Here is a 23,457-nt window from a genome sequence, read left to right on the forward strand (position 1 = left end):
TTTCTCGAACGAAGTGAGAGGAATATTTAAACAAGTTTGTACCTCGAGCCAGAGTTCCGAACATGCTCGGGCTGCCCCGCGGCACCGTCGCGTTGGAGCCTCACCAAGAGTCGTGGAGCGACGCGTACGACGCGGAAGTCGCCCGGCTGACGGATGCCGTCGGCGGCCGAGTCGAGCGCTTCGAACACGTCGGTAGCACCGCAGTCGAGGGGATGCCTGCCAAGCCGATCCTCGACGTGCTCGCCTTGGTCGACGAGTCGACCCCCGCGAGCGACCTCGTCCCACCGCTCGAGACGCGTGGCTACGAGCGCCGCCCCGACGAGGTGGAGGGACGGGTGTTCCTCGCGAAGGGGCCGCCGGAGAACCGCACGTGCTACCTGTCGGTCGCCGAAGTCGGGAGCGCGTTCCACGACGAGACGACCGCGTTCAGGGACGCGCTTCGAACCGACCCGGAGCTCGCCGAGCGGTACGCCTCGTTGAAGCGGCGGCTCGCGGCGCGGTATCCCGAGAGCCGGGACCGGTACACTGCCGAGAAGGGTGCGTTCGTTCGGGACGTTCTCGACCGACGGGAGTGACGCGTCGGTCGGCCCGCGGTCGAGACCTACAGGCTCGCGCCGCCGTCGACCCACACCGTCTCGCCGGTCACGTAGTTCGCCCCCTCGGAGGCGAGGTAGAGGTACGCGTCGCGCAGGTCAGCAGGAGTCCCGGCCCGGGACGGGAGGCCGTCGGAGCCGTCGATCGCGTCCGCCTCCTCGGCCCACCCCTCTCGGATCTCGGTGGCGATCGGTCCCGGAGCGACCGCGTTCACCCTGATCCCGTGCCCGTCGAGTTCGAGGGCGGCGCTTCGGGTGAGCATCTGTACGCCGCCCTTCGTCGCCGCGTAGTGGGAGTGGTCCCACTCGGCGCGCTCGGCCGTCGTCGACGACGTGTTCACGATCGATCCCTCGACGCCGCGGTCGATCATGTCCTTGGCGGCCAGTTGGGTGCCGAAGAACGCGCCCCTGAGGTTGACGCCGTGAACCGAGTCGAACTCCTCGGGAGTAACGTCGAGGAACTCGGCGCTGCGGTGGACGCCCGCGTTGTTCACCATCACGTCGATCCCGCCGAACTCGCGGGCCGCCTCGATCACCGATTCGATCTGGTCCGGGTCGGAGACGTCGGTCTCGACGAACGCTGCGGTGCCGCCGCGGCTTTCGATCGCCTCGTGCGTGGGCGTCTCGGCGTCGACGTCTTTCGGCGCCGCCCTCACGTCGGCGTTGATCACGGTCGCTCCCGCGTCGCCGAACCCGTTCGCAACCGCGCGGCCGATACCGCTCGATCCGCCCGTGACCACGACCGTCTCACCGGCGAAGTCCGCGTCGAGAGTTCCCATACGACTCGTCGGAGACAGCGGATCAAAAAGGGTCGGTATCGCGGCTGCACAGTCGAGCTACCGCCCCGTTTCGGAGGCTACCGGAGATGCGCAGTCGGGTCGGCTCAGTCGTCGTCGGCCGCCCGCGTTTCCGCGTCCGGCTCGGCGCCCGCCGCGCGCGGTCCGCCCGCGTGTCCCTCGTGAGCGAGCGCAGTCGCCATGAGCGACGGCGAGATCGCGGGCACCTCGTCGGCGTCGACCGGCCCGTCCGACTCGATCGCCTCCTGCGAGCGCGGGAACTCGCGGATCTCCTTGTGGATGGCGAGCCCGGCCTTCGCGCCCTGCCCCATCGCGACGGGCACCTGATTGTGGCCGGGGGTGACGTCGCCGACCGCGAACACGCCGTCCTCGCTGGTGCGGCCGTGGTCATCGACGTCCACCTCGCCGCTGTCGGTCAGGTCGCAGCCGAGCCCCTCAGCGAGCGCGGTGTTGTAGTTGGAGCCGTACATCGGGAAGCCGCCCCGGTACTCGCGGCGGGTGCCGTCGGCGAACTCCAGCGCTTCGAGCCAGCCCGAGTCGGGGTCGTTCTCGACGCCCGTCACGTCCTCGTGGACGACCTCGACGGGGTGGGCCTCCAGCCGCGCGGCGGTCTCGTCGCTCCACGTCGGCTCCGCGCCGCGGGTCAACAGGTCCACGTCGTCGGTCATGTTGAGCATAATCATCGCGACGTGGGCGGCGGCCTCGCCGTGACCCATCACGTACACCGGCTCGTCGACGAACATGTAGGCGTCGCAGTGGAGACAGTAGTGGAGCCCCTTGCCCGTCCGCGGGAGCGGGGGGTCCGGGCGCTCGTCGGAGAAGCCGGTCGCGAGGACGACGCGGTCGGCGAGAAGCTCGGCGTCGTTCGTCGTCAGTCGGAACCGGTCGTCGTCGGTGCGCTCGACGTCGCTGACGAAGCCACGTACGAAGGCGCCGCCGTACGACTGCACCTGCTCGCGGCCGGTGGCGAGGAACTCGTTGCCGGAGACATCCTCGGTGATGCCGATCACGTTGTGCGTGTCCGCCATCATCGCCGCGCGTCCGCCACCGCGGTCGATCAGCACCGTTTCGTGTCCCAGTCGGGCGCCGTACAACGCGGTCGTCAGGCCGGCCGGACCGCCGCCTACGACCGCGACTTCGTACTCGTCGTCGGACGAACTCATTGCCGGATCGTACGCGACGCGGCGGTTTAAATCAAGTCGTGCTGTGCGCGCGGCGCGGCCAGCCCGGTAGCCGGTCTCCGTCCGATCGGCGTCGCCGAAGTTCACACCTCCGGAGGTTTATGTCGATCCGTCGCGTTCGATGGGGCAGTGCCATCGCGACTCGCCGCCGCCGTCGCACTCCTCCTCGTCGGCGCCGGCGCCGATATCGCCTCGACCTACGTCGCCGTCTCGGGCGGACAGTACGTCGAGGGGTCGCCGGTCGGCGCGGCGCTCATCGCGACGTTCGGGCTCGTCCCCGGCATGCTGTTCACCAAGGCCGCCGGGATGGTCCTCATCGGGATCCCCGTCGCCGTCGCGGGGGGGACCCGCCGGCTCGTCGCGACGCTGATGTGCGCCGGCGTCGGCGCCCTCTCGCTCGCGACCGCGATGCGGAACCTCCTCCTCGTGACGGGCGTCTGGGGGTGACAGGCGTCTGGCCGTGACGCACTCGCTCCCCGGCGACCCCGCGGTTCCTCACTCTCCCGAATACAGCCGATCGGCGGTTCGTTCGGGGAGGCCGGCGTCGGCGACCGCCTCGCTGACGCGATCGAGGTCGTAGGCGACGCGCCGCAGGTCGACCTCGTCGGCCTGCGTGTCGAGCACCGCGTACCCCGCCTCCGGGTCGCCGTCGCGGGGCTGCCCGACGCTGCCGGGGTTGACGACGACGCCGCCCGCGACCGAGCGCTTCCCCTGGACGTGGGTGTGGCCGAGCACGATCCCGTCGCGATCGCCCATGTGGCGGTCGAGGTCGGGGAACTCGTTCGGGTAGACGTAGGCGTCCTCGCGCTCTGCCGCGGGGTGCGAGTGGACGAGGAGATACCGGTCGCCGGCGAACGTCTCAGCGCGCGGGAGGCCGTCGAGCCACGCGCGCTGGTCGTCCGAGAGCGACGCCTTCGCGTGTTCGAGGCCGGCCTCGGCCATCCGGTTGGCCCGGTAGCGCTCGGGCGTCCCGACGGTGCGGTCGTGGTTGCCACGGACCGTTTTCGCGGCGACCTCGCGCACGCGCTCGACGCACTCGGCCGGCCACGGGTTGTACCCGATCACGTCCCCGGCGCAGAGGATCCGGTCGACCGTCGGCATGTCGTCGAGGACGGCTTCGAGCGCGGGGAGGTTCGCGTGTACGTCCGAGATGAGGCCCACTTTCATCAGGTGGCGGTTCGGGAGCGACGCCCGAATAGGTTCGGTCCGGGCGTGGCGCCGGGAGTGAACGCCGCCGACGGTCCATCTCTGACCCGCCTCCGCCGACCCGCCCCCGACGACGGGCGCCTACGCTACCTTCGTCGACACCGCGATGCCGGAGCCGACGGGGAGGATCGCGGTCTCGACGGCGTCGTCGGAGCGCACCGTCCCGACGTACTCGCCGATCCCCCGCGTCTCGCCGTCGACCTCGGGGTCGGGGAGCGGCGCGCCGTCCTCGAAGTGCGCGACGAGGTCCCCGAAGTCGATCGGGCCTCTGGTGATGTTGTCGGCGACGATCACGCCGCCCGTCCGGACCTTCGGGAGGACCGTGCGGTAGGCCTCGGCGTACCGGCCCTTCTGGTGGTCGATGAGGACGATATCGAAGGGGCCGTCGTAGCGCTCGATCGTCTCCATCGCGTCGCCCACCTCGAAGGTGACGCTGTCGGCGTACCCCCCGTCGGCGGCGAACTTGACCCCCCGTTTCGCCTCCTCCTCGTCGAACTCGGTGCAGATCACGGCGTCGGCGCCGCCGCGCAGGAACCACGTCGCGGAGTAGCCGAAGCCGGAGCCGAACTCGAAGACGCGCTCGGCGCCGGTCAGGCGAGCGATCAGCCGGAGGACCGACCCCGCTTCCGGCCCGATGATGGGGAACCCCCAGTCGTCGGCGAGGGCGGCCATCTCCGCCTGCGTCGCGGTGTGCTCGGGCGCCGTCGCGGCGAGGAAGCGCTCGGCCGAGTCGGAGAGGATGTCCATGGCTCGCGTTCGACCGCACGTCACTTGAAACCGCCCGTCGGCGGGCGCCCGAGGCGTTCGGGAAGGCGGGGAGACCGTCGTCGCGGACGCCGCCGCCGAAAAGTGTTAAGTCCCGCTCGCGCGACCCAGTTACTAATGTACGATCCTGAGGAACTGGACGCGATCCGGGAGGCCAAGGAGTCGTGGGAGTCGGGGACCTACGGCGAGACGGTCGACCGATTCGGGGAGCGGAAGGAGTCGTTCACCACCGACACAGGCGGACAAGAGGTCGACCCGCTGTACACGCCCGCCGATATCGCCGACCACGACTACCGCGGGGATCTGGGGAACCCGGGCGAGGAGCCGTACACCCGCGGCGTCTACTCGACGATGCACCGCGGGCGGCTCTGGACGATGCGCCAGTACGCGGGGATGGGCACCGCCGCGGAGACCAACGAGCGGTTCAACTACCTCATCGATCAGGGCTCGTCCGGGCTCTCGATGGCGTTCGACCTCCCGACCCAGATGGGGTACGACTCCGACGCCGCGATGGCCGAGGGGGAGGTGGGGCGCTCGGGCGTCGCCATCGACACCCTCGACGACTTCGAGACCGTCTTCGACGGGATCCCCCTCGACGAGGTGTCCACGTCGATGACGATCAACGCCCCCGCCGCCGTCCTCCTCGCGATGTACGTCGCGATGGGCGACAAGCAGGGCGTCCCCAGAGCGCAGCTCCGCGGGACGATCCAGAACGACATCATGAAGGAATACATCGCGCGGAACCTCTACATCTACCCGCCAGAGCCCTCGATGCGGCTCATCACGGACATCTTCGAGTTCTGCGCCGCCGAGACCCCCAGCTTCAACACCATCTCCATCTCGGGATACCACATCCGGGAGGCCGGCTCGACCGCCGCCCAAGAGGTCGCGTTCACCCTCGGAAACGGGATCCAGTACGTCCAGGCCGCGATCGACGCCGGACTCGACGTCGACGAGTTCGCGCCGCAGCTCTCCTTCTTCTTCAACGCCCACAACAACATCTTCGAGGAGGCCGCGAAGTTCCGCGCCGCCCGCCGGATGTGGGCCACGATCATGGAGGAGCGGTTCGACGCGCAGAACCCGAAATCGAAACAGCTCAAGTTCCACACCCAGACCGGCGGCTCCACGCTCACCGCCCAGCAGATCGAGAACAACGTCGTCCGGGTGGCGTACCAGGCGCTCGCGGCGGTGCTCGGCGGCACCCAGAGCCTCCACACGAACGGCAAAGACGAGGCGCTGGCGCTCCCGACCGAGAAGTCCGTCCGCACCGCGCTCCGCACCCAGCAGATCCTCGCGCACGAGTCGGGCGCCGCCGACACGATCGACCCGCTCGCGGGGTCGTACTACGTCGAGAACCTCACGGACGGGATCGAGGAGGACGCCTTCGAGATTCTGGAGGAGGTCGACCGACGCGGGGGGATGCTGGAGGCCGTCAAGAGCCAGTGGGTCCAGCGACAGATCCAAGACGTCGCCTTCGAGCGCCAGCAGGAGATCGAGGACGGCGAGCGCGTCATCGTCGGCGTCAACGAGTTCGAGGTGGACGAGGAGCCGGAGATGGACCTCGAAGAGGTCGACCCGGAGCAGGAGCAGAACCAGCGGGAGCGCCTGGAGGAGGTCAAAGCCGAGCGCGACAGCGACGCCGTCGACGACGCGCTCACGTCGCTCCGCGAGGCCGCGCAGGGCTCCGAGAACGTGATGCCGCACATCGTCGACGCGGTGAAGGCGTACGCGACGGTTCAGGAGGTCTCGGACGTGCTCCGCGACGAGTTCGGGGAGTACAAGCCGGGGCGGTAGGGCGGCCGATCTATCGCGGCCGCACCGATCTACCGCAGCCGAACCGATCTACCGCAGCCGCACCGCGGTCCCGTACGCGAGGATCTTCGCGCCGCTGTCAGCGATCGAAGAGGTGGTGAACCGGACGTTGATCACGCCGTCGGCACCGAGCGACTCCGCCTCCTCGATCATGCGGTCCTGCGCCTGATCGCGGGCGTCGGTCATCAGTTCGGTGTATCCCTTCAGCTCGCCGCCCGCGAGGTTGCGGAGGCCCTGGGTGATGTCGCGGCCGACGTTGCGGGCGCGGACCGTGTTCCCGCGGACGAGCCCGAGCGTCTCGGTCACTTCCTTCCCGGCGATCGACTCGGTGTTGGAGAGCTCCATATCGGCACCGTTCGGCGGGTGAGCAGTTAAATGTCGACCGGGATCAACCCGCCGCGGCGCAGACCTTCAGTCCGCGCCGCGGACGACGTGACCGTACTTCAGCAGCGCGACGAACACCGCGCCGCCGAAGGCGTTGCCGATCGTCGCCAGCACGAGGAACCCGGCGTAGTCGGACAGCGAGATGGCGTCCGAGACGATGAGCCCGAACAGCACCTCGACGTTGCCCGCGATCGAGTGCGGGAGGTGGAGGAGCCCGATCGTGCCGGTGACGATCAACACGAGGAGGATCCGAGAGGTCGTGTCCCGCGCCGCCGCCACGAGCCACGCCAGGAGCCCCATCAGCCACCCGGCGAAGACGCCGCCGACGAACAGCCACGGGAGGTCGTGGTCGACGAGCTTCAGGGCGATGGTCTCGAACGACTGGGGGTCGACGACGCCGAGCTCCGGCATCAACAGGGTCACGAGCAGGGTGAACAGCAGCCCGCCGACGATGTTACCGGCGTACACGAGCCCCCAGAGCCGCCCCAGTTGGCCGAGCGACGCCTGCCGGTCGAGCACCGGGATCACGGCCAGCGTCGTGTGCTCGGTGAACAGCTCGGAGCGACCCAATATTACGAACATGAACCCGATGGAGTAGACGCTCGCTAACAGGAGTTCGGTCGTGAGGTCACCGAAGGTCCCCGGAGAGAGCGTCAACACCACCGCCATCATCAGCGGGCCGAACCCGATGTCGAGCCCCGCCGACAGGCCCGAAAGCAGGAGCCCGTACCGCTCCCGGTTCATCTCGTGGAGCGCGCTCTCGAGCAGCGATCCGAGGATGTTCCGCGATGTCATCTGCTCTGTCGCGCCGTCGGTCTGTGAGTCGCTCACTGGTGCAGTTGCGGTCGGATCGCACCCAAATCTTTGGATACCGGCGGGGAGCAGGCGTCCCCCTCGGGCCATATAAGTCGGCGGGGCTCGATCCGAGGGATATGCACTTCGACCACGTCGGCGTCGCGACGCGCGATGCCGCCGACCTCGCCGAGCTGTTCGACGGCCTGCTCCAGGCGCCGATCGCCCACGAAGAGACGTTCGACGGGATGGATGTCGCCTTCCTCGAGCTCGACGACGGCGGCTACTTCGAGCTGCTCGAGCCGACCGCGGGCGGCGCGATCGCCGACTACCTCGACCGGGAGGGGCCGGGGATCCACCACGTCGCGCTCGCCACCGACGACATCGTGGAGGCGCTGGACCGCGCCCGCGACCTCGGCGTCGACATCATCGACGAGACGCCGCGCCCCGGCGCGTGGGGCCACGAGGTGGCGTTTCTCCACCCCCGATCGACGGGCGGGGTGCTCGTGGAGTTCGTCGAGCACTGAGGGGGCGGCGTCAGGCGCCGGCGACTGATTTAACCGCGCGGCGGGCGGACCGCCGGGCGTGTTCCGCGACCTCTCGCGACCGATCGAGACGGGGATGCCGACGTACCCGGGCGATCCGGACGTGACGCTCGCGCCCGACGCGACCCACGAGGCCGACGGCTACGCGACGGGCGAGCTCCGCGCCGGGACGCACGCAGGGACCCACGTGGACGCGCCGCGCCACACGCTCCCGGACGGCGAGACGCTCGACGAGGTCGGCGTCGGATCCTTCGCCTTCGACGCCTGGCTCGTTGACTGCCGCCCGCTGCAGCCGCGGGAGCCGATCGCACCCGGGGCGCTGCCCGAGCCGAGCCGCCTCGACGCCGAGGTGGACCTCCTCGTCCTCCGGACCGGCTGGGCGACCCGCTGGGGCACCGACCGGTACCGCGACCACCCGTACCTGACGGCGGCGGCCGCGGAGCGGTGTCGCGAACTGGGCGTCGGCGTCGGCCTGGACGCGTTCGGCCCGGACCCGACCCCGACCGGATCGACGGGGCAGGGCGAATCGATGGGGACGGGGGAAGCCGAACCGGCGGGGACGGACGAGCCCGACGGCACGCCCGCCCACGACGCCCTCCTGGGCGACTCGCTGCCGATCGTCGAGAACCTGCGCGGGCTCGACGGCTTACCGCCGCGGTTCCGGCTGTACGCCTTTCCCCTCCGGCTCCGCGGCGGGGACGGGTCGCCGGTGCGAGCGGTCGCGGAGTGGGAGGGGTGAGAGCCGGTCGCACCGCCGGTGGCGAACCAGACCAAACCCGTTTTAAGCGTCGGCGACGAACCGCGATTCAAGGTCGATATCCATGGAGATGCCACGTCGTTTCAACACGTACTGTCCACACTGTGACTCCCACCAGGAGCACGAAGTGGAGAAGGTTCGATCGGGTCGGGCAACCGGAATGAAGCGCGACGCGCGCCAGCGACGCCGCGCGCTCGCGACAATCGGCAACGCCGGCGGGTACTCGAAGGTGCCCGGTGGCGACAAGCCGACCAAGAAGACCCACCTGAAGTACCGCTGCGGCGACTGCGGCAAGGCTCACATGCGTGAGGGCTGGCGCGCCGGCCGGCTCACGTTCCAGGAGTAAGCATGGCAGGAAGCTTCCACCGCGTCGCCTGCGGCGACTGCGAGAACGAACAGGTCGTCTTCGGCAAAGCCTCCTCGACGGTGTCGTGTGCGGTCTGCGGCACGACCCTCGCGACCCCGACCGGCGGGGAGGCCGAGCTCCACGGCGAGATCGTCGAAACCGTTGAGGCGCGGTAACCGCCTCACCACCCCCGTATGAAGTACAGCGGCTGGCCCGAACCCGGCGAGCTGGTGGTCGGCGACGTCGACGAGATCGCCGACTTCGGCGTGTTCGTCGACCTCGACGAGTACGAGGACAAGCGCGGCCTCTGTCACATCAGCGAGGTCGCCTCCGGCTGGATCAAGAACGTCCGCGACCACGTCCGCGAGGGACAGACGGTCGTCGCGAAGGTGCTCGATGTCGACGAGTCGTCGAACCAGATCGACCTCTCGATCAAAGACGTCAACGAACACCAGCGCAAGGACAAGATACAGGCCTGGAAGAACTCGCAGAAGGCCGACAACTGGATGCTGATCGCGCTCGGCGAGGACGTCGACGACGACCGCTACACCGCGGTCGCCAACGCGCTCCTCGCCGAGTACGACTCGCTGTACGACGCCTTCGAGGCGGCCGCGATCAGCGGCGACGAGGCGCTCGAGGACGTCGACATCGACGACGACGCCCTCGACGCCATCGTCGCGGCGGCCCGCGACAACGTCTCAGTCCCGTACGTCGACGTGACCGGCTACGTCGATCTGGAGTCCGCGGCCCCCGACGGCGTCGACGACGTGAAGGCGGCCCTCGAAGCGGCCGAGGGGAACGGCGAGATCCCGGACGGCGTCGACCTCGAAGTCGGCTACGTCGGCTCGCCCGAGTACCGGATCAAGGTCCGCGCGCCCGACTACAAGACGGCCGAGGACCAGCTTGAGGCCGCCGCGGCCCGCGCCCGCGAGGCCATCGAGGCCGCCGGCGGCGACGGCGAGTTCCACCGCGAGCGCCGCGAGGACGACGAGTAGTCGCCCGCGGTTTCGCCTCTCACCTCTCCTCTCAACCCGTGAAATCCGACATCCGCGTCTGCGCGAACTGGGAGACCGCCCACGACCGACCGGTGTACGCGCTCGGCGAGCGCTGCCCGGCGTGTGACGGTCCGACCGAGAACAGCGCCCCGGCGCCGTTCAGCCCCGAAGACCCCTACGGCGAGTACCGACGCCGGGCGCGGCGGCGGGCGTCTGAGTAGCGCGGCATCCGCCAGCGCCGACGCCGCTGTCGCGACGCCGAGCCGCGCGCAGCACCGGAATAGCCACCCTCTTGTGAGCCCCGCCCGGAGTACCCCGGTATGGACGACATCGAGATCGACGAGGTCGCGACGCCGGAGCTCGACGACCCGGTGCTCATCGAGGGACTGCCGGGCGTCGGCCACGTGGGGAAGCTCGCGGCCGAACACCTGTTAGAGGAGTTCGACGGGGAGCTCGTGCGCCGCGTGTACACCACCGAGTTCCCCCCGCAGGTGAACGTCGACGGCGACGGCGTCGCGGAGCTGACCTGCGCGGAGTTCCACGCGATCGAGACCGACGGCGCCGACCTGCTCGTGTTGACCGGCGACCACCAGGCCGGCTCGAACAAGGGCCACTACACGCTCACCACGACGTTCCTCGACATCGCCGAGGAGTTCGGCGCGACTCGGGCGTTCGCGCTCGGCGGCGTGCCGACCGGCGAGCTCGTCGAGGAGTACACCGTGCTCGGCGCGGTCTCCGAGGGCGGCCTCGTCGACGAGCTGGAGGCGGTCGGCGTCGAGTTCCGACCGGACGAGCCAGCCGGCGGCATCGTCGGCGTCTCCGGGCTCGTGCTCGGGCTCGGCGGCCGACGCGGGTTCGGCGCCGCCTGCCTGATGGGCGAGACGAGCGGCTACCTCGTCGACCCGAAGAGCGCCCGCGCGGTGCTCGAGGTGCTCGCGGACCACCTCGACTTCCCCATCGACTACGAGAGCCTGGAGGATCGCGCCGAGGAGATGGAGGAAGTCGTGGGTAAGATCCAAGAGATGCAGGACGGCCCGGCGGTGCCGGACGACGACCTGCGGTACATCGGCTGAGTACGACGCGCCCGAGAGTGGCGACTCGCCACCGCTTCCGGCAGGGATAAACCGGACCCCGATTATCGTTCGTGTATGACCGACGTACGCGTCGCCGGGGTCGGGCTCACGCACTTCGGAAGCCACCCGGAGCGAACGGGTCGAGACCTCTTCGCGACGGCCGCGCTGCGGGCGTTCGAGGACGCCGGCGTCCCCCGCGGGGACGTCGAGGAACTGAACTACGGCAACTTCATGGGCGCGCTCGCCGAGCACCAGGGCCATCAGGCGCCGCTCATGGCGGAGGCGGCCGGCGTGAACTGCCCGGCGACCCGCTACGAGGAGGCGTGCGCCTCGGCCGGCGTCGCCGTCCGCGAGGCGGTTCGGACCGTCCGCGCGGGCGAGGCCGACGTGGTGGTGGCCGGCGGGATGGAGCGCATGACCAACCTCCCGACGGACGAGGTGACGGAGGGGCTCGCCATCGCCGCCGACGACCTCTTCGAGGTGCGAGCCGGGGTGACGTTCCCCGGGGCGTACGCGCTGATGGCGAAGGCGTACTTCGACGCGTACGGCGGGGAGCGCCGCGATCTAGCCCACGTCGCCGCGAAGAACCACGCGAACGCGGTCCCGAACGAGTACGCGCAGTACCGCCAGGAGGTGTCCGTCGAGGAGGCGCTCGACGCCCCGCCCGTCGCGGAGCCGCTCCATCTCTACGACGCCTGCCCGATCACCGACGGCGCGAGCGCGCTCGTGATCGTCTCCGAGGAGTACGCGGCCGAGCACGACGTCGACGCGCCGGTCGCGGTGACCGGTACCGGTCAGGGGACGGACCGGATGGCGCTCGCGGACCGCGAGCACCTCGCTCGCACCCCCGCCGCCGACGACGCGGCCGACACGGCCTACGCCGACGCCGGGGTCGGTCCCGACGACGTCGACGTGGCGGAGGTCCACGACTGCTTCACCATCGCGGAGGTGTTCGCGCTGGAGTCGCTCGAAATCGCCGATCCCGGCGAGGGGATCAGCGCCGCACGCGATGGGGTCACGACCGCCGACGGCGACACCCCCGTGAACCTCTCCGGCGGGCTGAAGGCGAAGGGGCACCCGGTCGGCGCGACCGGCGGCTCGCAGATCGCGGAGCTCACCCGCTTGCTGCGCGGCGACCACCCGAACAGCGACCACGTCGCCGACGCCGAGGTCGGCGTCGCGCACAACGCGGGCGGGACGGTGGCCAGCGCGGTCGTCCACGTGCTGGAGGTGGCGGAATGAGCGCGCCGACGAGCAACGCGGGCCACGACGAGTGGCTCGACGCCCTCGCGGACGGCGATGGGTACGCTCTCGTCTGCCCGGACGGACACGGCTCGCTTCCGCCGCGGCGGGTGTGTCCCGAGTGCGGGGCCACAGCGCTCGCCGAGGAACCGCTCGCCGAGACCGGGCGCGTCGAGACGTACAACGTCGTCCACGTCGCCGGGCCGCAGTTCGCCGACGACGTCCCGTACGTGAACGCGGTCGCCGACTTCGGACCGGTCAGGCTCGCGGGCGTCCTGCGCGGGGTCGAGCCCGCGCTCGACGCGGTCTCGGTCGGCGACCGGGTCGCTGCCGGCGTCGAGGAGCGCGCCACCGACGGCGAACGGCTCGTCGCCTTCCGACCGGCGGGCGGCGAGTAGGGAACCGGCGCTCTCGCTGCGTCCTCCCCGCGTTTCGTCACCCGGTCCAAACGATTATGCCGGCGTCACGAGTAGTTCGACTCCATGGGTGACCGCATCCGCGTGCTCCACGTCGACGACGACCCGGATCTCGCGGAGATCACGGCGTCGTTCCTCGAACGCGAGGATCCACGGATTGCGGTCGAGACCGCCTCGAACGCCGACGAGGGGCTCGAACGACTCGACGACGCCGAGGCCGAGTTCGACTGTATCGTCTCCGACCACGACATGCCCGGGCCGGACGGGATCGAGTTCCTGGAGGCGGTTCGCGAACGCGACCCGGACCTCCCCTTCATCCTGTACACCGGGAAGGGGTCGGAGTCGGTCGCCAGCGAGGCGATCTCGGCTGGCGTGACCGATTACCTCCAGAAGGGCGGCGGTACGGAACAGTACGAGATCCTGGCGAACCGCGTCGTCGGCGCGGCCGAGAAGCGCCGGATCGAGCGCGAGGCCGACCGAACGCGGTCCCACCTGCAGGCGATCACCGACCACTCGATGGACGCCATCATCACCATCGACGCCGACAACCGGATCCGGTTCGCGAACCCGGCGGTCGAGCGGCTGTTCGGCTACGGGCCCGGGGAACTGGAAGGCGAATCGTTGGTGATGCTGATTCCGGAGCGGAAACGTGAGGCGCACCGCGAGGCCCTCGAGCGATACTGTGAGACCGGCGAGCGCTCGATGGATTGGTCGGCGGTCGAGTTCCCGGGGCAACACCGGGACGGCCACGAGATCCCCCTGTCGATCTCGTTCGGCGAGTTCGAGGAGAGCGGCGATCGGCGGTTCGTCGGGATCATCCGAGACGTGACGGAGCGCGAGCGACACCGGGCGTTCGTCGAGCAGTCCGGCGACATCGTCACCGCGCTCGACGCGGACGGCACGTTCCAGTACGCGAGCCCCTCGGTCGAGGGGATCCTCGGCCACGACCCGGCGGACCTGGTCGGCGAGTACGCGTTCTCGTACGTCCACCCGGAGGACCGCGAGCGGGTCGTCGAGACGTTCATGCGGTCGATCACTGGCGACGAATCCAACCCGACGGTCGAATACCGGCTCGAACGGGCCGACGGGGAGTACGCGTGGGTGGAGTCGGTCGGGAACAACCGGCTCGACGACTACGGGATCAACGGGTTCGTGATCAACACCCGCGACATTTCGGACCGCAAGCGGCGCGAGGAGAAACTGTCGCGACTCCGCGAGTGGACCCGCGATCTCAACTGCACGCGGACGGTCGACGAGACGACGCAGCTGGCGGTCGACGCCGCCGACGAGATCGTGGGGGCGGGGCTGAGCGGGGTCCACCTCGTGAGCGAGGCGGGCGACGCGCTCGAACCCGCCGCGCTCGCCGAGTCGGTGCCGTCGTTCTTCGACGAGCAACCCTCCTACGATCGGGGGGAGCCCCCCGGAACGCGCGCGGCCCTCGCGTGGGAGGCGTATCGCGGCGACGAGCCGCTCGCCGTCGGCGACCTGTCGGCGTTCGACCCCCTCGACGAGGAGACTCCCGCGGAGAGCATCGTCCTCCATCCGATCGGCAGCCACGGGCTGTTCGTCATCTCCTCGGCGGAGCCGGACGCGTTCACCGAGACCGACGTGCTCATCGCGGAGATCCTTACGAACCACCTCGAAGCCGCGTTAGACCGCGTGGCGCGCGAGTCCAGCCTGGAGCGGCTCCACGACGCGACCCGAAGCCTGATCCGAGCCGACTCCCGGGAGGAGATCGCCGAGCGCGTCGTCGAGGCCGCCGACGAGGTGCTCGGATTCTCCGTGGTCACCGTCCGGCTGTACGACGAGGACGCCGGGGGGTTGGTCCCCGTCGCGGTCTCGAAGGCGGTCGAGGAGCAGCTCCCGCCTCGCGAGGTGTTCACCCCCGGGGGCGGGAGCCTCAACTGGGAGGCGTACGAGACGGGCAAGGGGCGGATGTACGACGACATCGAGACGGTGAACGCCATCGACACCGGAACGGGGCTCCGAAGCCTGATGATCCTCCCCCTCGGCGAACACGGGACCATCTCGATCGGCGAGACCGAGCCCGGCGTCTTCGACGGGACCGACGAGCATCTCGCGCGGATCCTCTCGACGGCGGCGGAAACGGCACTCAACGCCGCGGCGCGAACCAGTCGCCTCCACGACCGGAGCGTGGAGTTGGAGCGGCAGAACGACCGGCTGGCGGAGTTCGCCAGCGTCGTCTCCCACGATCTCCGCAATCCGCTGAACGTGGCGCAGGGACGGGTGGACCTGGCCCGCGACGAGTGTGACAGCGACCACCTCGACGCGGTCGCCGGCGCCCACGAACGGATGGACACGCTGATCGCCGACCTGCTCACGCTCGCTCGCCAGGGAGAGCGAGTGAGCGAGACGGAGCCGGTCCGGCTCGCGGCCGTCGTCGAATCCTGCTGGCAGACCGTCGAGACCGCGGACGCGACGCTGTCCGTCGAGGGCGACCTGTGGCTCCGCGCCGACGAGAGCCGGCTCAGACAGCTCGTCGAGAACCTCGTGCGGAACGCGGTCGAGCACGGCGGCGACGACGTGGCGATCACCGTCGGCGCGCTGGGCGGGGAGGCGGAAGCCGATGGCGCGGGCGACGGCGACGGGGCGGGAGCGGAGGCGAGCGACGAGGTCGGGTTCTTCGTCGAAGACGACGGGCCGGGGATCCCGGCGGCGGACCGCGGCGAGGTGTTCGACGCCGGGTTCTCGACAACGCAGGAGGGGACCGGCTTCGGCCTGCGGATCGTCGAGCAGGTGGCGGCGGCTCACGGCTGGTCGGTTCGGATCACGGAGGGGCGAGAGGGCGGCGCCCGGTTCGAAGTGACGGGCGTGGAGCTGGCGAGCGAGTGACGGCTCGAATGAACGCCGAACGCCGAATCGGCGCGACCGACTAGGGGACGAGCAGTTCGATCTCGTGGCCGTCCTGGTCCTTCGTGAACGCGTAGCTGTGGTCGCAGGACTCGGGGTCGCGGTAGTCCGGCGCCTCGCGGGTCATCAGCTGGTCCCACGCCTCGTCGAGGTCGTCGACGCGGACGCAGAGGTGGCCCCAGCCGTCGCCCATCGTGTACTCGCGGCCGTCGTAGTTGTAGGTGAGCTCCAGCTTCATCGCCTCCTCCGCGGCGTCTTCGGGGGCCATGAAGTAGTTCGAGAAGCTGTCGGCCTCCCAGCGTCCGGGTTTCTCGGTGTACTCGAACTTGCGGGTCCAGTAGCCGAGCGCCTCGTCCGCGTCCTCGACGCGGATCATCGTGTGATCGATGCTCCACTTCGCGCCGTAGTCGCGCTTGACGATCTCGATCTCGTGGCCGTCCGGATCCTTGACGAACGCGTATCGGTTCCCGCAGGACTCGGGGTCGCGGTAGTCCTCGACGCCCTCCTCCATCAGTTGGTCGTACGACTCCTGAAGGGCGTCCTCCGGGACGCGCACGGCGATGTGGCCCCACGCGTCACCGTTCTCGTAGGTGTGGTCGCCGTGGTTGTAGGTGAGTTCGAGGGTCGCGCCGTCCTCGTGCATCTCCTCGGGGCCGAGGTAGACGTTGGTGAACGTGTCCGCCTCCCAGCGACCCTTCTCCTCGTAGTTCAGGTGCGTCTGATACCAGTCGAGGCTCTCCTCTAACTCCTCGACGCGGATCATCACGTGATCGAAGGTTCCGTCCATACCCGTTCCAACGGTTGCTCGCCCCAAAAGCGTACTGAAGGGGGGGGCGCGGTTGGCCGGGACCCGACGCTTCGGGGTGGCCGTCGCGACAAACGGTCTTCACGTTTTCTGCAGTTATTTTGAGATTAATTTATAGTTATTGATATTTGATACGTACGCGGCGGGGGGCGTCACGAACGGCGCCGCCCGTCGATCGATGCGAAACACACGAGATCCGCCGTCGACCACGATCGACGGCACAGACGAGTCGTATCGCGCTGAACCACCTCTCGACGCGGAATCGACGGGCGGGACAGCGATCGACGGGGGAGCGGCGGCAGGCTCCGCCCCGACCGACGGGGCGGCGGTAGGATCTGTACCGGACGACGCGCCGAGCGAGACAGATCCGGCACGGCCAGCCGGCTCGATCGCCACCGCGGATCCGACGCCGGCCCCTGACGCGGTCGCAACCCGAACCGCCGAATCGACCGCGATCGGAGCGACCGAATCCCCCGCCCCGACCGAGACTGAGTCGGTCGAGGCCGGGGCGACCGGCGCCGGATTCGACCTCCTTCAGTCGCTCGTCGCGCTCGCGTCCGGCTCTCCGTTCGTTGCGGCCATCGCCGCGGTCGAGACGGTCATCGCGACCGTCCTGCTCGGCGTGCCGCACTCGCCCGCGCCGATCGTCGTCGGACTCGTCACGTTCGCGGTGTACACCGTCGACCACGTCACCGACGCGGCGGCGGACGCCCGGTCGACGCCCGAGCGCGCGCGGATCGCACGGCGGTACGGCGATCAACTGATGATCGTCGCCGCGGTCACCTACGGACTCGCGGTGGCGCTCGCGACACTCGGCGGGCCGCTCGCGCTCGGCGTCGCGTTGCTTCCGGGGGCGTTCTGGATCGCGTACGCCTCCGACTGGCTCCCGAACGTCGGGCGGACGGTCCGCTCGATCGCGTCGGAGGGAGGCATCACGACCGGGGTGCGGCTCCCGCGGCTGAAGGAGGTGCCCGTGGTCGGCTCCGCCGTCGTCGCCGCGGGGTGGGCGATCGCGGTCACGCTGTTGCCGCTGGCGTTCGCCGGGTCCGCGGTTCCCGGCTCCGGCCCGCTCGGCGCCGCGCCGCTGGAACCGGTCGTCGCGGTCGCGTTCGCGTACTTCTTCCTGCGGTCGTTCGTCGACGCCGAGCTTCCGAACGTCCGGGACGTGGAGGCCGACGCCGCGGCGGGGGTCTCGACGCTCCCCATCGCCCTCGGTGTCCCCTGGACTCGCCGCGTGTTGTACGGGATCGACCTCCTCACGGCGGCGACGCTGGCGACGGCGACGGCCGCCGGCGTGCTCGCGGCGGGAGTCGCCGCGGCGCTCGGCGTCGGAGTCGCGGTGTCGCTCGGCGTCACCGCGCTCGCCGGACGCGTCGACGACGCCGCGGTGCTGGGCGTCGCCCCCGACTGCAGCTACCTCGTCGTCGGGGGCGCGCTCGTGGTCGCCGCGGCGTAACGGCCGAGGCCGCCGGAGTGACACATCGGGGGTGACCCGGAGGAACACGGGTCCGGGGCCCCCGTTCGGCGCCGCGTTTTCGTCCCTCATCGCCCGTCTTCCGAACCGATCATCTCCGCACACGGATGGGGAAATGACTGGGTTCCGGAGCAAATGATTTATATTATGGCTGAGTGCAAATAACCGTGATAGGGCTCAGTCCGCTGTCGGTCGCCCTCCTCACCGCCGTGGTCACCGGGACGTCCGCGGCGATCCTCGCGTGGCGTGAGCGGCCGGAGGCGGGCGCGACGTGGCTGGCGGTGTTGCTCGTCGGGCAGGTTTGGTGGACGACGTTCCTCGTCTTCGAACTGGAGGCGTCGACGCTCGCGGCGAAGTCGCTCTGGTACGACGTGCAGTGGCTCGGGGTCGTGATCATCCCGGTGGGGTGGCTGCTGTTCGCGCTGGAGTATACGGGGCGAGAGCGGTACGTGCGGCCGGGGGTCGTGGCGGCGCTTCTCGTCGCGCCCGCCGCGACGGTCGCCGTCGTGGCCGCCGGCGACCCGTGGGGGCTCGTCGTCGTCGACCGAGCGGTCGCGTCGACGCCGGTCGGCTCGTTCCTCCGCGTCGACACGGGCCCGTGGTACTACGTCATCGCCGCGTACACGTACCTGCTCGGGCTGTTCGGATCGCTCCCGATCCTCCAGCTCGTCCGCGACGACGCTCGCCCCTTCCGGGGGCAAAGCGCCGCGCTGCTCGTGGGGACGGCGGCGCCGTGGGCCAGCAGCGTCTTCCACCTCACCGGGGCGTTCCCGGTCGCCGGACTCGACCCGACCCCGCTCGCCTTCGCGGTGTCGGGCGTGGCGTACCTCTTCGCGCTCACCCGGTTTCGGCTGCTCACGCTCGCGCCGGCGCCGCGTCGGCGCGCGCGACAGCTGGTGTTCGAGCACCTCCACGACCCGGCGTTCGTGATCGGAACCGAAGGGTACGTGATCGACTTGAACCAGAGCGCCGCGGACACGTTCGGGGTCGACCGTCGGGACGCGATCGGAGAGCCCGCCGACGCGGTCGTCCCGCGACACGGGGACATCGCGGGCGAAGCGGCGGACCAGTCGCCCCTCTCGATCACGGGGCCGCACGGTCAACACCCGTACGAGGTCACCGTTCGACGCATCGCCGACGGCCACGATCGGCCGACCGGCGAGGTGGTGGTGTTCCACGACGTGGGCGAGTACCTCGGCCAGCAGCAGCGACTGGACGTGCTCAACCGGGTGTTCAGACACGACGTGCGGACGGAGACGAACCTGATCCACGGGTACGCCGACCAGCTGCGCGCGGACCCGACCGACGAACGGGCCCTCGCGGTGGTCAAGGAGAGCGCCTCGCGCATCCTCGATCTCAGCGAGCGCACCCGCACCGCGAGCGAGCTGTTCAACCCGACGACGGAGGCGCCGCCGCCGGTCGCGCTCGAGGCGCTCGTCGACGAGGCGGCCGCGACGCTCCGGGCCGAGTTTCCCGACGTGACCGTCATCGTCGAGGACGATATCCCGGCGGTCCGCGTGCCGGCGGTGTTGCGGGTGGTCACGGAGAGCCTGTGTTCGAACGCGGCCCGCCACAACGACGGTGCGTCTCCCTCCGTGTGGCTCGGCGCCACCGTCGACGGCGGGTGGATCGATCTCTCCGTGGCGGACGACGGTCCCGGGATCGCCGACGCCGAGCGCGACGTGTTGCGGCGCGGCACGGAGACGCCGCTGGAACACGGCAGCGGACTGGGGCTGTGGATCGTGAAGTGGGGGGTCGATCAGGTCGGCGGAAGCGTGTCGTTCGCGGAGCGGGAGCCGCGCGGCACCGTGGTCACCGTGTCGGTGCCGATCAGGGACGACGGAGAGGCGGGTCGGTAGGCACTTGTGCCGCGCCGGCCACCCCGAACCATGGACACGTATCTCCCGTACGCCCTGCTCGCGATGGGCGCGTACGCGTTGGTCTCGCCGCTGATGCGCATCGCGACGACCGGTCCCGACGCGATCCCGAGCGACGTGGCCGTCGTCGTCTCGAACGCCCTCCTCATCCTCATGGCCGTCGGGGTGCTCGCGTACACCGGACAGGGGTTCACCGAACACCTCGCCTCGCCGAAACTGATCCACGTGCTCGCGGCCGGCGTCTTCCTCGGGATCGGCATCCTGGCGCTGTACCGCTCGCTCGCGCTCGGCCCGGTGAGCGTCGTGACACCCATCTTCGCGATGTTCCTCGTCTTCTCCTCCGTGATCGGCTTCCTCGTTTTGGGCGAGTCGTTCACCGCGCGGAAGGCGCTGGGCATCGCCTTCGCCGCGGCGTCGGTGTACCTCGTCTCGGGGGCGTGAGATCGGGGCCCTCGACACGCGTTTCGGTCCCCCGATCCGGAAACGCCCGCCGCGTGACGAAATCCCTTTACTACCCACGGGGAAAGTGGCCTACTCGCAGTGGCCCGCTTCCCGAACCCCTTCCGTGCGCTGATCCTCTACATCGGCTTCGCCCTCGCCAAGGCGGGGGTGATCGACCGGCACCGCGTCGTCCGGACCACGGACCTCGCGTGGCCGCGGATCGTCACGGGGATCGCTCGCATGTCGAAGAACGCGGTCGACGTGGCGATGGTCGGCGTCGCCGTCGGCACCAGCGCGGTCGCCGGCGTCGGCTTCGCCGGCCCCTACTGGGGGCTCGCGTTCGCGCTCGGCGGCGGGGTCGCCGGGGGGACGATCGCCCTCGTCTCCCAGCGCTTCGGCGCGGAGGCGTACGGCGAACTGGGCGACGCCATACGGGCGAGCGTCCTCCTCTCGATCGCGATCACGATCCCCGTGTCGGCCGTCTTCTGGACGTTCCCGACGCGTTTCATCGACGTGCTCAGCAGCAACGAGGCCGCGATCGCGTTCGGCGCCGACTACCTCCGCATCGTCGGACTCGGCGTCCCCTTCGCCGCGCTCAACCTCGTCGGCAGCCGGGTGCTTGTCGGCTGCGACGACGCGTACACCGCGATGCAGGTCCGGGCGGGCGGGGCGCTCGCGAACATCGTCTTGAGCGCCGCGTTCATCTTCGGGCTCGGGTGGGGCGTCGAGGGGGCCGCGTTCGGCACGGTCCTCTCGAACGTGTTCGCCGTCGCCGCGTTCACGGTCGGGCTCGTGCGAGGTCGGGTCCCCGGAATCGGCGAGTTCCCGATCTCGATCAGCCCGTTCGGCTCGTACGTGAACCCGGACATGCTCCGCGACCTCGTCGAGATCGGGCTCCCGGTCGGGGCGCGCAACCTCGTGTGGACCGTCGCGGAGTTCCCGATGCTGGCCATCCTCGACGTGTTCGGCGAGAACACCGTCGCCGCGTTCGTCATCGCCCGCCGGATCTGGGGGATCATGAACGCCCCCGGCTGGGGGTTCGGGCTCGCCTCCTCCAGTCTGGTCGGCCAGGAGCTCGGCGGCGAGGACTCCGCGGAGGCGGAGGCGTACGCCACCGACATCATCCGCTTCTCCGTGGCGACGTACCTCGTCTTTGCGGCGCTGACGGCCGTCTTCGCGACCGACATCGTAACGCTGTTCGCTGAGTCGCCGGAGAGCCCCGAGATCCCGATCGCCGTGAACCTCGTGTACGCGGCCTGCGTCGCCGTCGTCTTCCAAGGGATCTCCGGCGGCGCGGCGGGGCCGCTCGACGCGGCCGGCGACACGAAGATCCCCTTCGCGAGCCAGTTCCTCGGGATGTTCTGCGTGTCGATCCCGCTGGCGTACGTCGGGGCCCGCGAGGCGACGCCCGCGATCGACGTGCCGGGGCTCGCCGTGACGGTCCCGGAGGTCGCGCTCCCCGCGATCGGGTTATGGGGCGTGTACCTCGCGTTCGTCGCCGAGACGACGATCCCCGCCGCGATCAACTACTGGCGGTTCCGGTCCGGGAAGTGGAAGGCGATAAGCGAGGCGTATCGCCCGGACGCGCCCGCCGACGACTGAGGGTCCGCGAAGTCGGGACCCTGCGAAGTCGAGACACCGACGATCGGACGCGTCAGTCCGCGACGAACCGGACCGTGTACTCATAGTAATACGTCTGGCGCCGAATACTGTCGTATTCATGAAATTTGAGCGCCTCACAGCGGTCGGCGTCGTCGTCGGGGTCGCGGCGCTACTCGGGGCGGCCTGAGGGGAGGTTTCTCACCACGCCTCGCGCAACACGCCCGCGATCGCCTCGGGCGTCGCGTCGAGCGCCTCGGGGGCGCGGTCCATCGACCAGTCGTCGGCGATGTACTCGGCGATCGCGGGGAAGTCGTCCTCCTCGACCGGGTCCAGATCCCGGAGCCGCGAGGGGACCCGGAGCGAGTCGCGGACGGCGGCGACCTCGCTGACCACGTCCTCGGCGATCGCGGCGTCGTCGCGGCCCGCGGTCGCGACGCCGAGCCCGTTCGCGAGCGCCCGGCGGCTCGCGTCGATCTCGTCGAAGAGGTAGGCGAGAACGTGCGGCGCGACCACGGCGTGGACGGCGCCCTGCTGTACGTCGTACCGCCGCGCGAACCCGTGTCCGAACGCGTGGATCACCGAAATCTTCCGTCCGAGCTGGACGAGCAGCGCGCCGATCACGGCGCGGTCCGTCGCCGCCGGGTCGGCGGGTCGATCGCCGGCGACGTGCGGGAGCGCGTCTCGGAGCAGCCGCGTCCCGTGGAGCGCGGTCGCGTCGCTCACGGGCGAGGCGTCGGCCGCGTACGGCGTCTCGATCCCCTTGTTGAACCCGTTCATCGCCGACCCCGCCAGCGCCGACCGCGGGGTCGTCTCGAACAGCGCCGGGTCCGCGAGGTCGATGGCGGGCATCGCACCCCCGCCGCTGACGGTCAGCGGCTGGCCGGTCGGCGAGGCGTCCGCGGCGAGCACCTCCAGCGATCCGCCCGTGGAGAGATCCGCGCCCGCGAACGTCGTCGGGATCGCGACGAAGGGGATCTCGGGGTCGACTCCGGGCGCGAGGTCGCCGAGCGCGTCACCTCCGGCCTCCGCGTCCGCGCGGAGGTCGGCGAGGTCTCGGCCGTCGACATCGAGCAGGGTCGCCTGCCGGGCCACGTCGAGGCTGCTCCCGCCGCCGACCGCGACGAGGCAGTCCGCGCCGGCCTCGGCGCGCGCCGCGAGCAGATCGAACGCCTCCTCGACGCGCTTGTCCGGGGTCGTCCCGTCGAAGACCCCCGCGAACCGGTCGCCGAGCCCCTCGCGTATCGGGTCCATCAGGTCGTCGTTGGCGCCGACGTTCGAACCGCAGACGACGAGCGCGTCGCCGATGTCTCGCTCGGCGAGGGCGTCGCCGAGGTCGGCGACGCGCCCGCGGCCGTACCGGATCTCACAGCCCTGGTAGTCGTGCTCGAAGGAGTCCGCGATCGGGAGCATCGACTGCCGGTACGCCGGGCGGCGGCTTGTAACTGTGGGAACGGGAGGCACACTCGGAGCCGCCTCCCGCCCG

The 23,457-nt window shown here is 70.3% G+C and carries 25 protein-coding genes; 17 read left to right on the plus strand and 8 right to left on the minus strand.

Features of this window, described 5'->3' with window-relative positions:
* Positions 1 to 62: 62 nt before the first annotated feature.
* Positions 63 to 575, plus strand: a complete 513-nt coding sequence (locus tag DJ69_RS15015; RefSeq protein ID WP_099256351.1) for a GrpB family protein — start codon at positions 63 to 65, stop codon at positions 573 to 575.
* A gap of 26 nt (positions 576 to 601) precedes the next feature.
* Here the strand turns inward: DJ69_RS15015 and DJ69_RS15020 are convergent, their stop codons facing one another.
* Both DJ69_RS15020 and DJ69_RS15025 read right to left on the minus strand, forming a co-directional pair.
* Positions 602 to 1,372, minus strand: a complete 771-nt coding sequence (locus tag DJ69_RS15020; RefSeq protein WP_099256352.1) for an SDR family NAD(P)-dependent oxidoreductase — start codon at positions 1,370 to 1,372, stop codon at positions 602 to 604.
* A gap of 104 nt (positions 1,373 to 1,476) precedes the next feature.
* Positions 1,477 to 2,553 carry an NAD(P)/FAD-dependent oxidoreductase gene (locus tag DJ69_RS15025; protein WP_099256353.1) on the minus strand — a complete coding sequence of 359 codons (1,077 nt, stop codon included), beginning with the start codon at positions 2,551 to 2,553 and terminating at the stop codon, positions 1,477 to 1,479.
* A 147-nt stretch (positions 2,554 to 2,700) separates the two neighbouring features.
* Between DJ69_RS15025 and DJ69_RS15030 the strand changes: the two genes are divergently transcribed.
* Positions 2,701 to 3,018, plus strand: coding sequence for a hypothetical protein (locus tag DJ69_RS15030; protein WP_099256354.1), 318 nt, complete (start codon positions 2,701 to 2,703; stop codon positions 3,016 to 3,018).
* Positions 3,019 to 3,066: 48 nt separating this feature from the next.
* On the opposite strand, the gene DJ69_RS15035 is transcribed toward DJ69_RS15030, so the two are convergent.
* Together DJ69_RS15035 and DJ69_RS15040 are read right to left on the minus strand one after the other, a co-directional pair.
* The gene (locus DJ69_RS15035) at positions 3,067 to 3,738 is read right to left on the minus strand and encodes a metallophosphoesterase family protein (RefSeq protein ID WP_099256355.1); all 672 of its coding nucleotides are present in this window, start codon (positions 3,736 to 3,738) and stop codon (positions 3,067 to 3,069) included.
* A gap of 120 nt (positions 3,739 to 3,858) precedes the next feature.
* Positions 3,859 to 4,524 carry an O-methyltransferase gene (locus tag DJ69_RS15040; protein WP_099256356.1) on the minus strand — a complete coding sequence of 222 codons (666 nt, stop codon included), beginning with the start codon at positions 4,522 to 4,524 and terminating at the stop codon, positions 3,859 to 3,861.
* A gap of 135 nt (positions 4,525 to 4,659) precedes the next feature.
* Here DJ69_RS15040 and DJ69_RS15045 point away from each other — a divergent pair, with 135 nt between their 5' ends.
* Positions 4,660 to 6,336: an acyl-CoA mutase large subunit family protein gene (locus tag DJ69_RS15045; RefSeq protein WP_099256357.1), complete on the plus strand. Its 1,677-nt coding sequence runs from the start codon at positions 4,660 to 4,662 to the stop codon at positions 6,334 to 6,336.
* Between the two features lie 48 nt (positions 6,337 to 6,384).
* On the opposite strand, the gene DJ69_RS15050 is transcribed toward DJ69_RS15045, so the two are convergent.
* Together DJ69_RS15050 and DJ69_RS15055 are read right to left on the minus strand one after the other, a co-directional pair.
* The gene (locus DJ69_RS15050; protein WP_099256358.1) at positions 6,385 to 6,699 is read right to left on the minus strand and encodes a YbjQ family protein; all 315 of its coding nucleotides are present in this window, start codon (positions 6,697 to 6,699) and stop codon (positions 6,385 to 6,387) included.
* 66 nt (positions 6,700 to 6,765) lie between these two features.
* Positions 6,766 to 7,569, minus strand: coding sequence for a formate/nitrite transporter family protein (locus DJ69_RS15055; protein ID WP_099256359.1), 804 nt, complete (start codon positions 7,567 to 7,569; stop codon positions 6,766 to 6,768).
* Between the two features lie 101 nt (positions 7,570 to 7,670).
* Here DJ69_RS15055 and mce point away from each other — a divergent pair, with 101 nt between their 5' ends.
* The 10 genes from mce (at position 7,671) to DJ69_RS15105 (ending at position 15,757) form a co-directional block, all read left to right on the plus strand.
* Positions 7,671 to 8,057: a methylmalonyl-CoA epimerase gene (gene mce / locus DJ69_RS15060; RefSeq protein ID WP_099256360.1), complete on the plus strand. Its 387-nt coding sequence runs from the start codon at positions 7,671 to 7,673 to the stop codon at positions 8,055 to 8,057.
* A 58-nt stretch (positions 8,058 to 8,115) separates the two neighbouring features.
* Positions 8,116 to 8,814: a cyclase family protein gene (locus tag DJ69_RS15065; RefSeq protein WP_099256361.1), complete on the plus strand. Its 699-nt coding sequence runs from the start codon at positions 8,116 to 8,118 to the stop codon at positions 8,812 to 8,814.
* Between the two features lie 82 nt (positions 8,815 to 8,896).
* Positions 8,897 to 9,178, plus strand: a complete 282-nt coding sequence (locus DJ69_RS15070; RefSeq protein WP_053771189.1) for a 50S ribosomal protein L44e — start codon at positions 8,897 to 8,899, stop codon at positions 9,176 to 9,178.
* Between the two features lie 2 nt (positions 9,179 to 9,180).
* Positions 9,181 to 9,354, plus strand: coding sequence for a 30S ribosomal protein S27e (locus tag DJ69_RS15075; protein ID WP_004050354.1), 174 nt, complete (start codon positions 9,181 to 9,183; stop codon positions 9,352 to 9,354).
* Positions 9,355 to 9,372: 18 nt separating this feature from the next.
* Positions 9,373 to 10,173: a translation initiation factor IF-2 subunit alpha gene (locus DJ69_RS15080; protein ID WP_099256362.1), complete on the plus strand. Its 801-nt coding sequence runs from the start codon at positions 9,373 to 9,375 to the stop codon at positions 10,171 to 10,173.
* Between the two features lie 38 nt (positions 10,174 to 10,211).
* Positions 10,212 to 10,394: an RNA-protein complex protein Nop10 gene (locus tag DJ69_RS15085; RefSeq protein WP_099256363.1), complete on the plus strand. Its 183-nt coding sequence runs from the start codon at positions 10,212 to 10,214 to the stop codon at positions 10,392 to 10,394.
* A 99-nt stretch (positions 10,395 to 10,493) separates the two neighbouring features.
* On the plus strand, positions 10,494 to 11,246 hold the full coding sequence (locus tag DJ69_RS15090; RefSeq protein ID WP_099256364.1) for a proteasome assembly chaperone family protein: 753 nt from the start codon (positions 10,494 to 10,496) through the stop codon (positions 11,244 to 11,246).
* Positions 11,247 to 11,321: 75 nt separating this feature from the next.
* Positions 11,322 to 12,488: a thiolase C-terminal domain-containing protein gene (locus DJ69_RS15095; protein ID WP_099256365.1), complete on the plus strand. Its 1,167-nt coding sequence runs from the start codon at positions 11,322 to 11,324 to the stop codon at positions 12,486 to 12,488.
* Complete coding sequence (locus DJ69_RS15100) at positions 12,485 to 12,886, plus strand: Zn-ribbon domain-containing OB-fold protein (RefSeq protein ID WP_099256366.1); 402 nt, start codon at positions 12,485 to 12,487, stop codon at positions 12,884 to 12,886. Before DJ69_RS15095 ends, DJ69_RS15100 begins: the two co-directional genes overlap by 4 nt.
* A gap of 84 nt (positions 12,887 to 12,970) precedes the next feature.
* Positions 12,971 to 15,757: a hybrid sensor histidine kinase/response regulator gene (locus tag DJ69_RS15105; protein ID WP_099256367.1), complete on the plus strand. Its 2,787-nt coding sequence runs from the start codon at positions 12,971 to 12,973 to the stop codon at positions 15,755 to 15,757.
* Between the two features lie 40 nt (positions 15,758 to 15,797).
* Here the strand turns inward: DJ69_RS15105 and DJ69_RS15110 are convergent, their stop codons facing one another.
* Positions 15,798 to 16,562, minus strand: coding sequence for a VOC family protein (locus DJ69_RS15110; RefSeq protein WP_099256368.1), 765 nt, complete (start codon positions 16,560 to 16,562; stop codon positions 15,798 to 15,800).
* A 196-nt stretch (positions 16,563 to 16,758) separates the two neighbouring features.
* On the opposite strand from DJ69_RS15110, the gene DJ69_RS15115 reads away from it, so the two are divergent.
* From DJ69_RS15115 to DJ69_RS15130, 4 genes are all read left to right on the plus strand, one after another.
* Positions 16,759 to 18,036: a UbiA family prenyltransferase gene (locus DJ69_RS15115; protein WP_099256369.1), complete on the plus strand. Its 1,278-nt coding sequence runs from the start codon at positions 16,759 to 16,761 to the stop codon at positions 18,034 to 18,036.
* A gap of 185 nt (positions 18,037 to 18,221) precedes the next feature.
* Positions 18,222 to 19,913: a histidine kinase N-terminal 7TM domain-containing protein gene (locus DJ69_RS15120; protein ID WP_099256370.1), complete on the plus strand. Its 1,692-nt coding sequence runs from the start codon at positions 18,222 to 18,224 to the stop codon at positions 19,911 to 19,913.
* A gap of 30 nt (positions 19,914 to 19,943) precedes the next feature.
* The gene (locus DJ69_RS15125; protein ID WP_099256371.1) at positions 19,944 to 20,372 is read left to right on the plus strand and encodes an EamA family transporter; all 429 of its coding nucleotides are present in this window, start codon (positions 19,944 to 19,946) and stop codon (positions 20,370 to 20,372) included.
* Positions 20,373 to 20,471: 99 nt separating this feature from the next.
* Positions 20,472 to 21,974, plus strand: a complete 1,503-nt coding sequence (locus tag DJ69_RS15130) for an MATE family efflux transporter (RefSeq protein ID WP_099256372.1) — start codon at positions 20,472 to 20,474, stop codon at positions 21,972 to 21,974.
* A gap of 198 nt (positions 21,975 to 22,172) precedes the next feature.
* Here the strand turns inward: DJ69_RS15130 and DJ69_RS15135 are convergent, their stop codons facing one another.
* Positions 22,173 to 23,384, minus strand: a complete 1,212-nt coding sequence (locus DJ69_RS15135) for an iron-containing alcohol dehydrogenase family protein (protein WP_099256373.1) — start codon at positions 23,382 to 23,384, stop codon at positions 22,173 to 22,175.
* Between the last annotated feature and the right edge of the window lie 73 nt (positions 23,385 to 23,457).

Source organism: Halorubrum persicum, assembly GCF_002727125.1.
Classification (GTDB): Archaea; Halobacteriota; Halobacteria; order Halobacteriales; family Haloferacaceae; genus Halorubrum; species Halorubrum persicum.

What these genes read in the sequence shown, in the direction of transcription:
- DJ69_RS15015 (WP_099256351.1), top strand. Translation starts at nt 63, where the DNA reads ATGCTCGGGCTGCCCCGCGGCACCGTCGCGTTGGAGCCTCACCAAGAG.
- DJ69_RS15020 (WP_099256352.1), bottom strand. Translation starts at nt 1,372, where the DNA reads ATGGGAACTCTCGACGCGGACTTCGCCGGTGAGACGGTCGTGGTCACG.
- DJ69_RS15025 (WP_099256353.1), bottom strand. Translation starts at nt 2,553, where the DNA reads ATGAGTTCGTCCGACGACGAGTACGAAGTCGCGGTCGTAGGCGGCGGT.
- DJ69_RS15035 (WP_099256355.1), bottom strand. Translation starts at nt 3,738, where the DNA reads ATGAAAGTGGGCCTCATCTCGGACGTACACGCGAACCTCCCCGCGCTC.
- DJ69_RS15040 (WP_099256356.1), bottom strand. Translation starts at nt 4,524, where the DNA reads ATGGACATCCTCTCCGACTCGGCCGAGCGCTTCCTCGCCGCGACGGCG.
- DJ69_RS15045 (WP_099256357.1), top strand. Translation starts at nt 4,660, where the DNA reads ATGTACGATCCTGAGGAACTGGACGCGATCCGGGAGGCCAAGGAGTCG.
- DJ69_RS15050 (WP_099256358.1), bottom strand. Translation starts at nt 6,699, where the DNA reads ATGGAGCTCTCCAACACCGAGTCGATCGCCGGGAAGGAAGTGACCGAG.
- mce (WP_099256360.1), top strand. Translation starts at nt 7,671, where the DNA reads ATGCACTTCGACCACGTCGGCGTCGCGACGCGCGATGCCGCCGACCTC.
- DJ69_RS15070 (WP_053771189.1), top strand. Translation starts at nt 8,897, where the DNA reads ATGGAGATGCCACGTCGTTTCAACACGTACTGTCCACACTGTGACTCC.
- DJ69_RS15075 (WP_004050354.1), top strand. Translation starts at nt 9,181, where the DNA reads ATGGCAGGAAGCTTCCACCGCGTCGCCTGCGGCGACTGCGAGAACGAA.
- DJ69_RS15080 (WP_099256362.1), top strand. Translation starts at nt 9,373, where the DNA reads ATGAAGTACAGCGGCTGGCCCGAACCCGGCGAGCTGGTGGTCGGCGAC.
- DJ69_RS15090 (WP_099256364.1), top strand. Translation starts at nt 10,494, where the DNA reads ATGGACGACATCGAGATCGACGAGGTCGCGACGCCGGAGCTCGACGAC.
- DJ69_RS15095 (WP_099256365.1), top strand. Translation starts at nt 11,322, where the DNA reads ATGACCGACGTACGCGTCGCCGGGGTCGGGCTCACGCACTTCGGAAGC.
- DJ69_RS15100 (WP_099256366.1), top strand. Translation starts at nt 12,485, where the DNA reads ATGAGCGCGCCGACGAGCAACGCGGGCCACGACGAGTGGCTCGACGCC.
- DJ69_RS15105 (WP_099256367.1), top strand. Translation starts at nt 12,971, where the DNA reads ATGGGTGACCGCATCCGCGTGCTCCACGTCGACGACGACCCGGATCTC.
- DJ69_RS15110 (WP_099256368.1), bottom strand. Translation starts at nt 16,562, where the DNA reads ATGGACGGAACCTTCGATCACGTGATGATCCGCGTCGAGGAGTTAGAG.
- DJ69_RS15115 (WP_099256369.1), top strand. Translation starts at nt 16,759, where the DNA reads ATGCGAAACACACGAGATCCGCCGTCGACCACGATCGACGGCACAGAC.
- DJ69_RS15125 (WP_099256371.1), top strand. Translation starts at nt 19,944, where the DNA reads ATGGACACGTATCTCCCGTACGCCCTGCTCGCGATGGGCGCGTACGCG.
- DJ69_RS15135 (WP_099256373.1), bottom strand. Translation starts at nt 23,384, where the DNA reads ATGCTCCCGATCGCGGACTCCTTCGAGCACGACTACCAGGGCTGTGAG.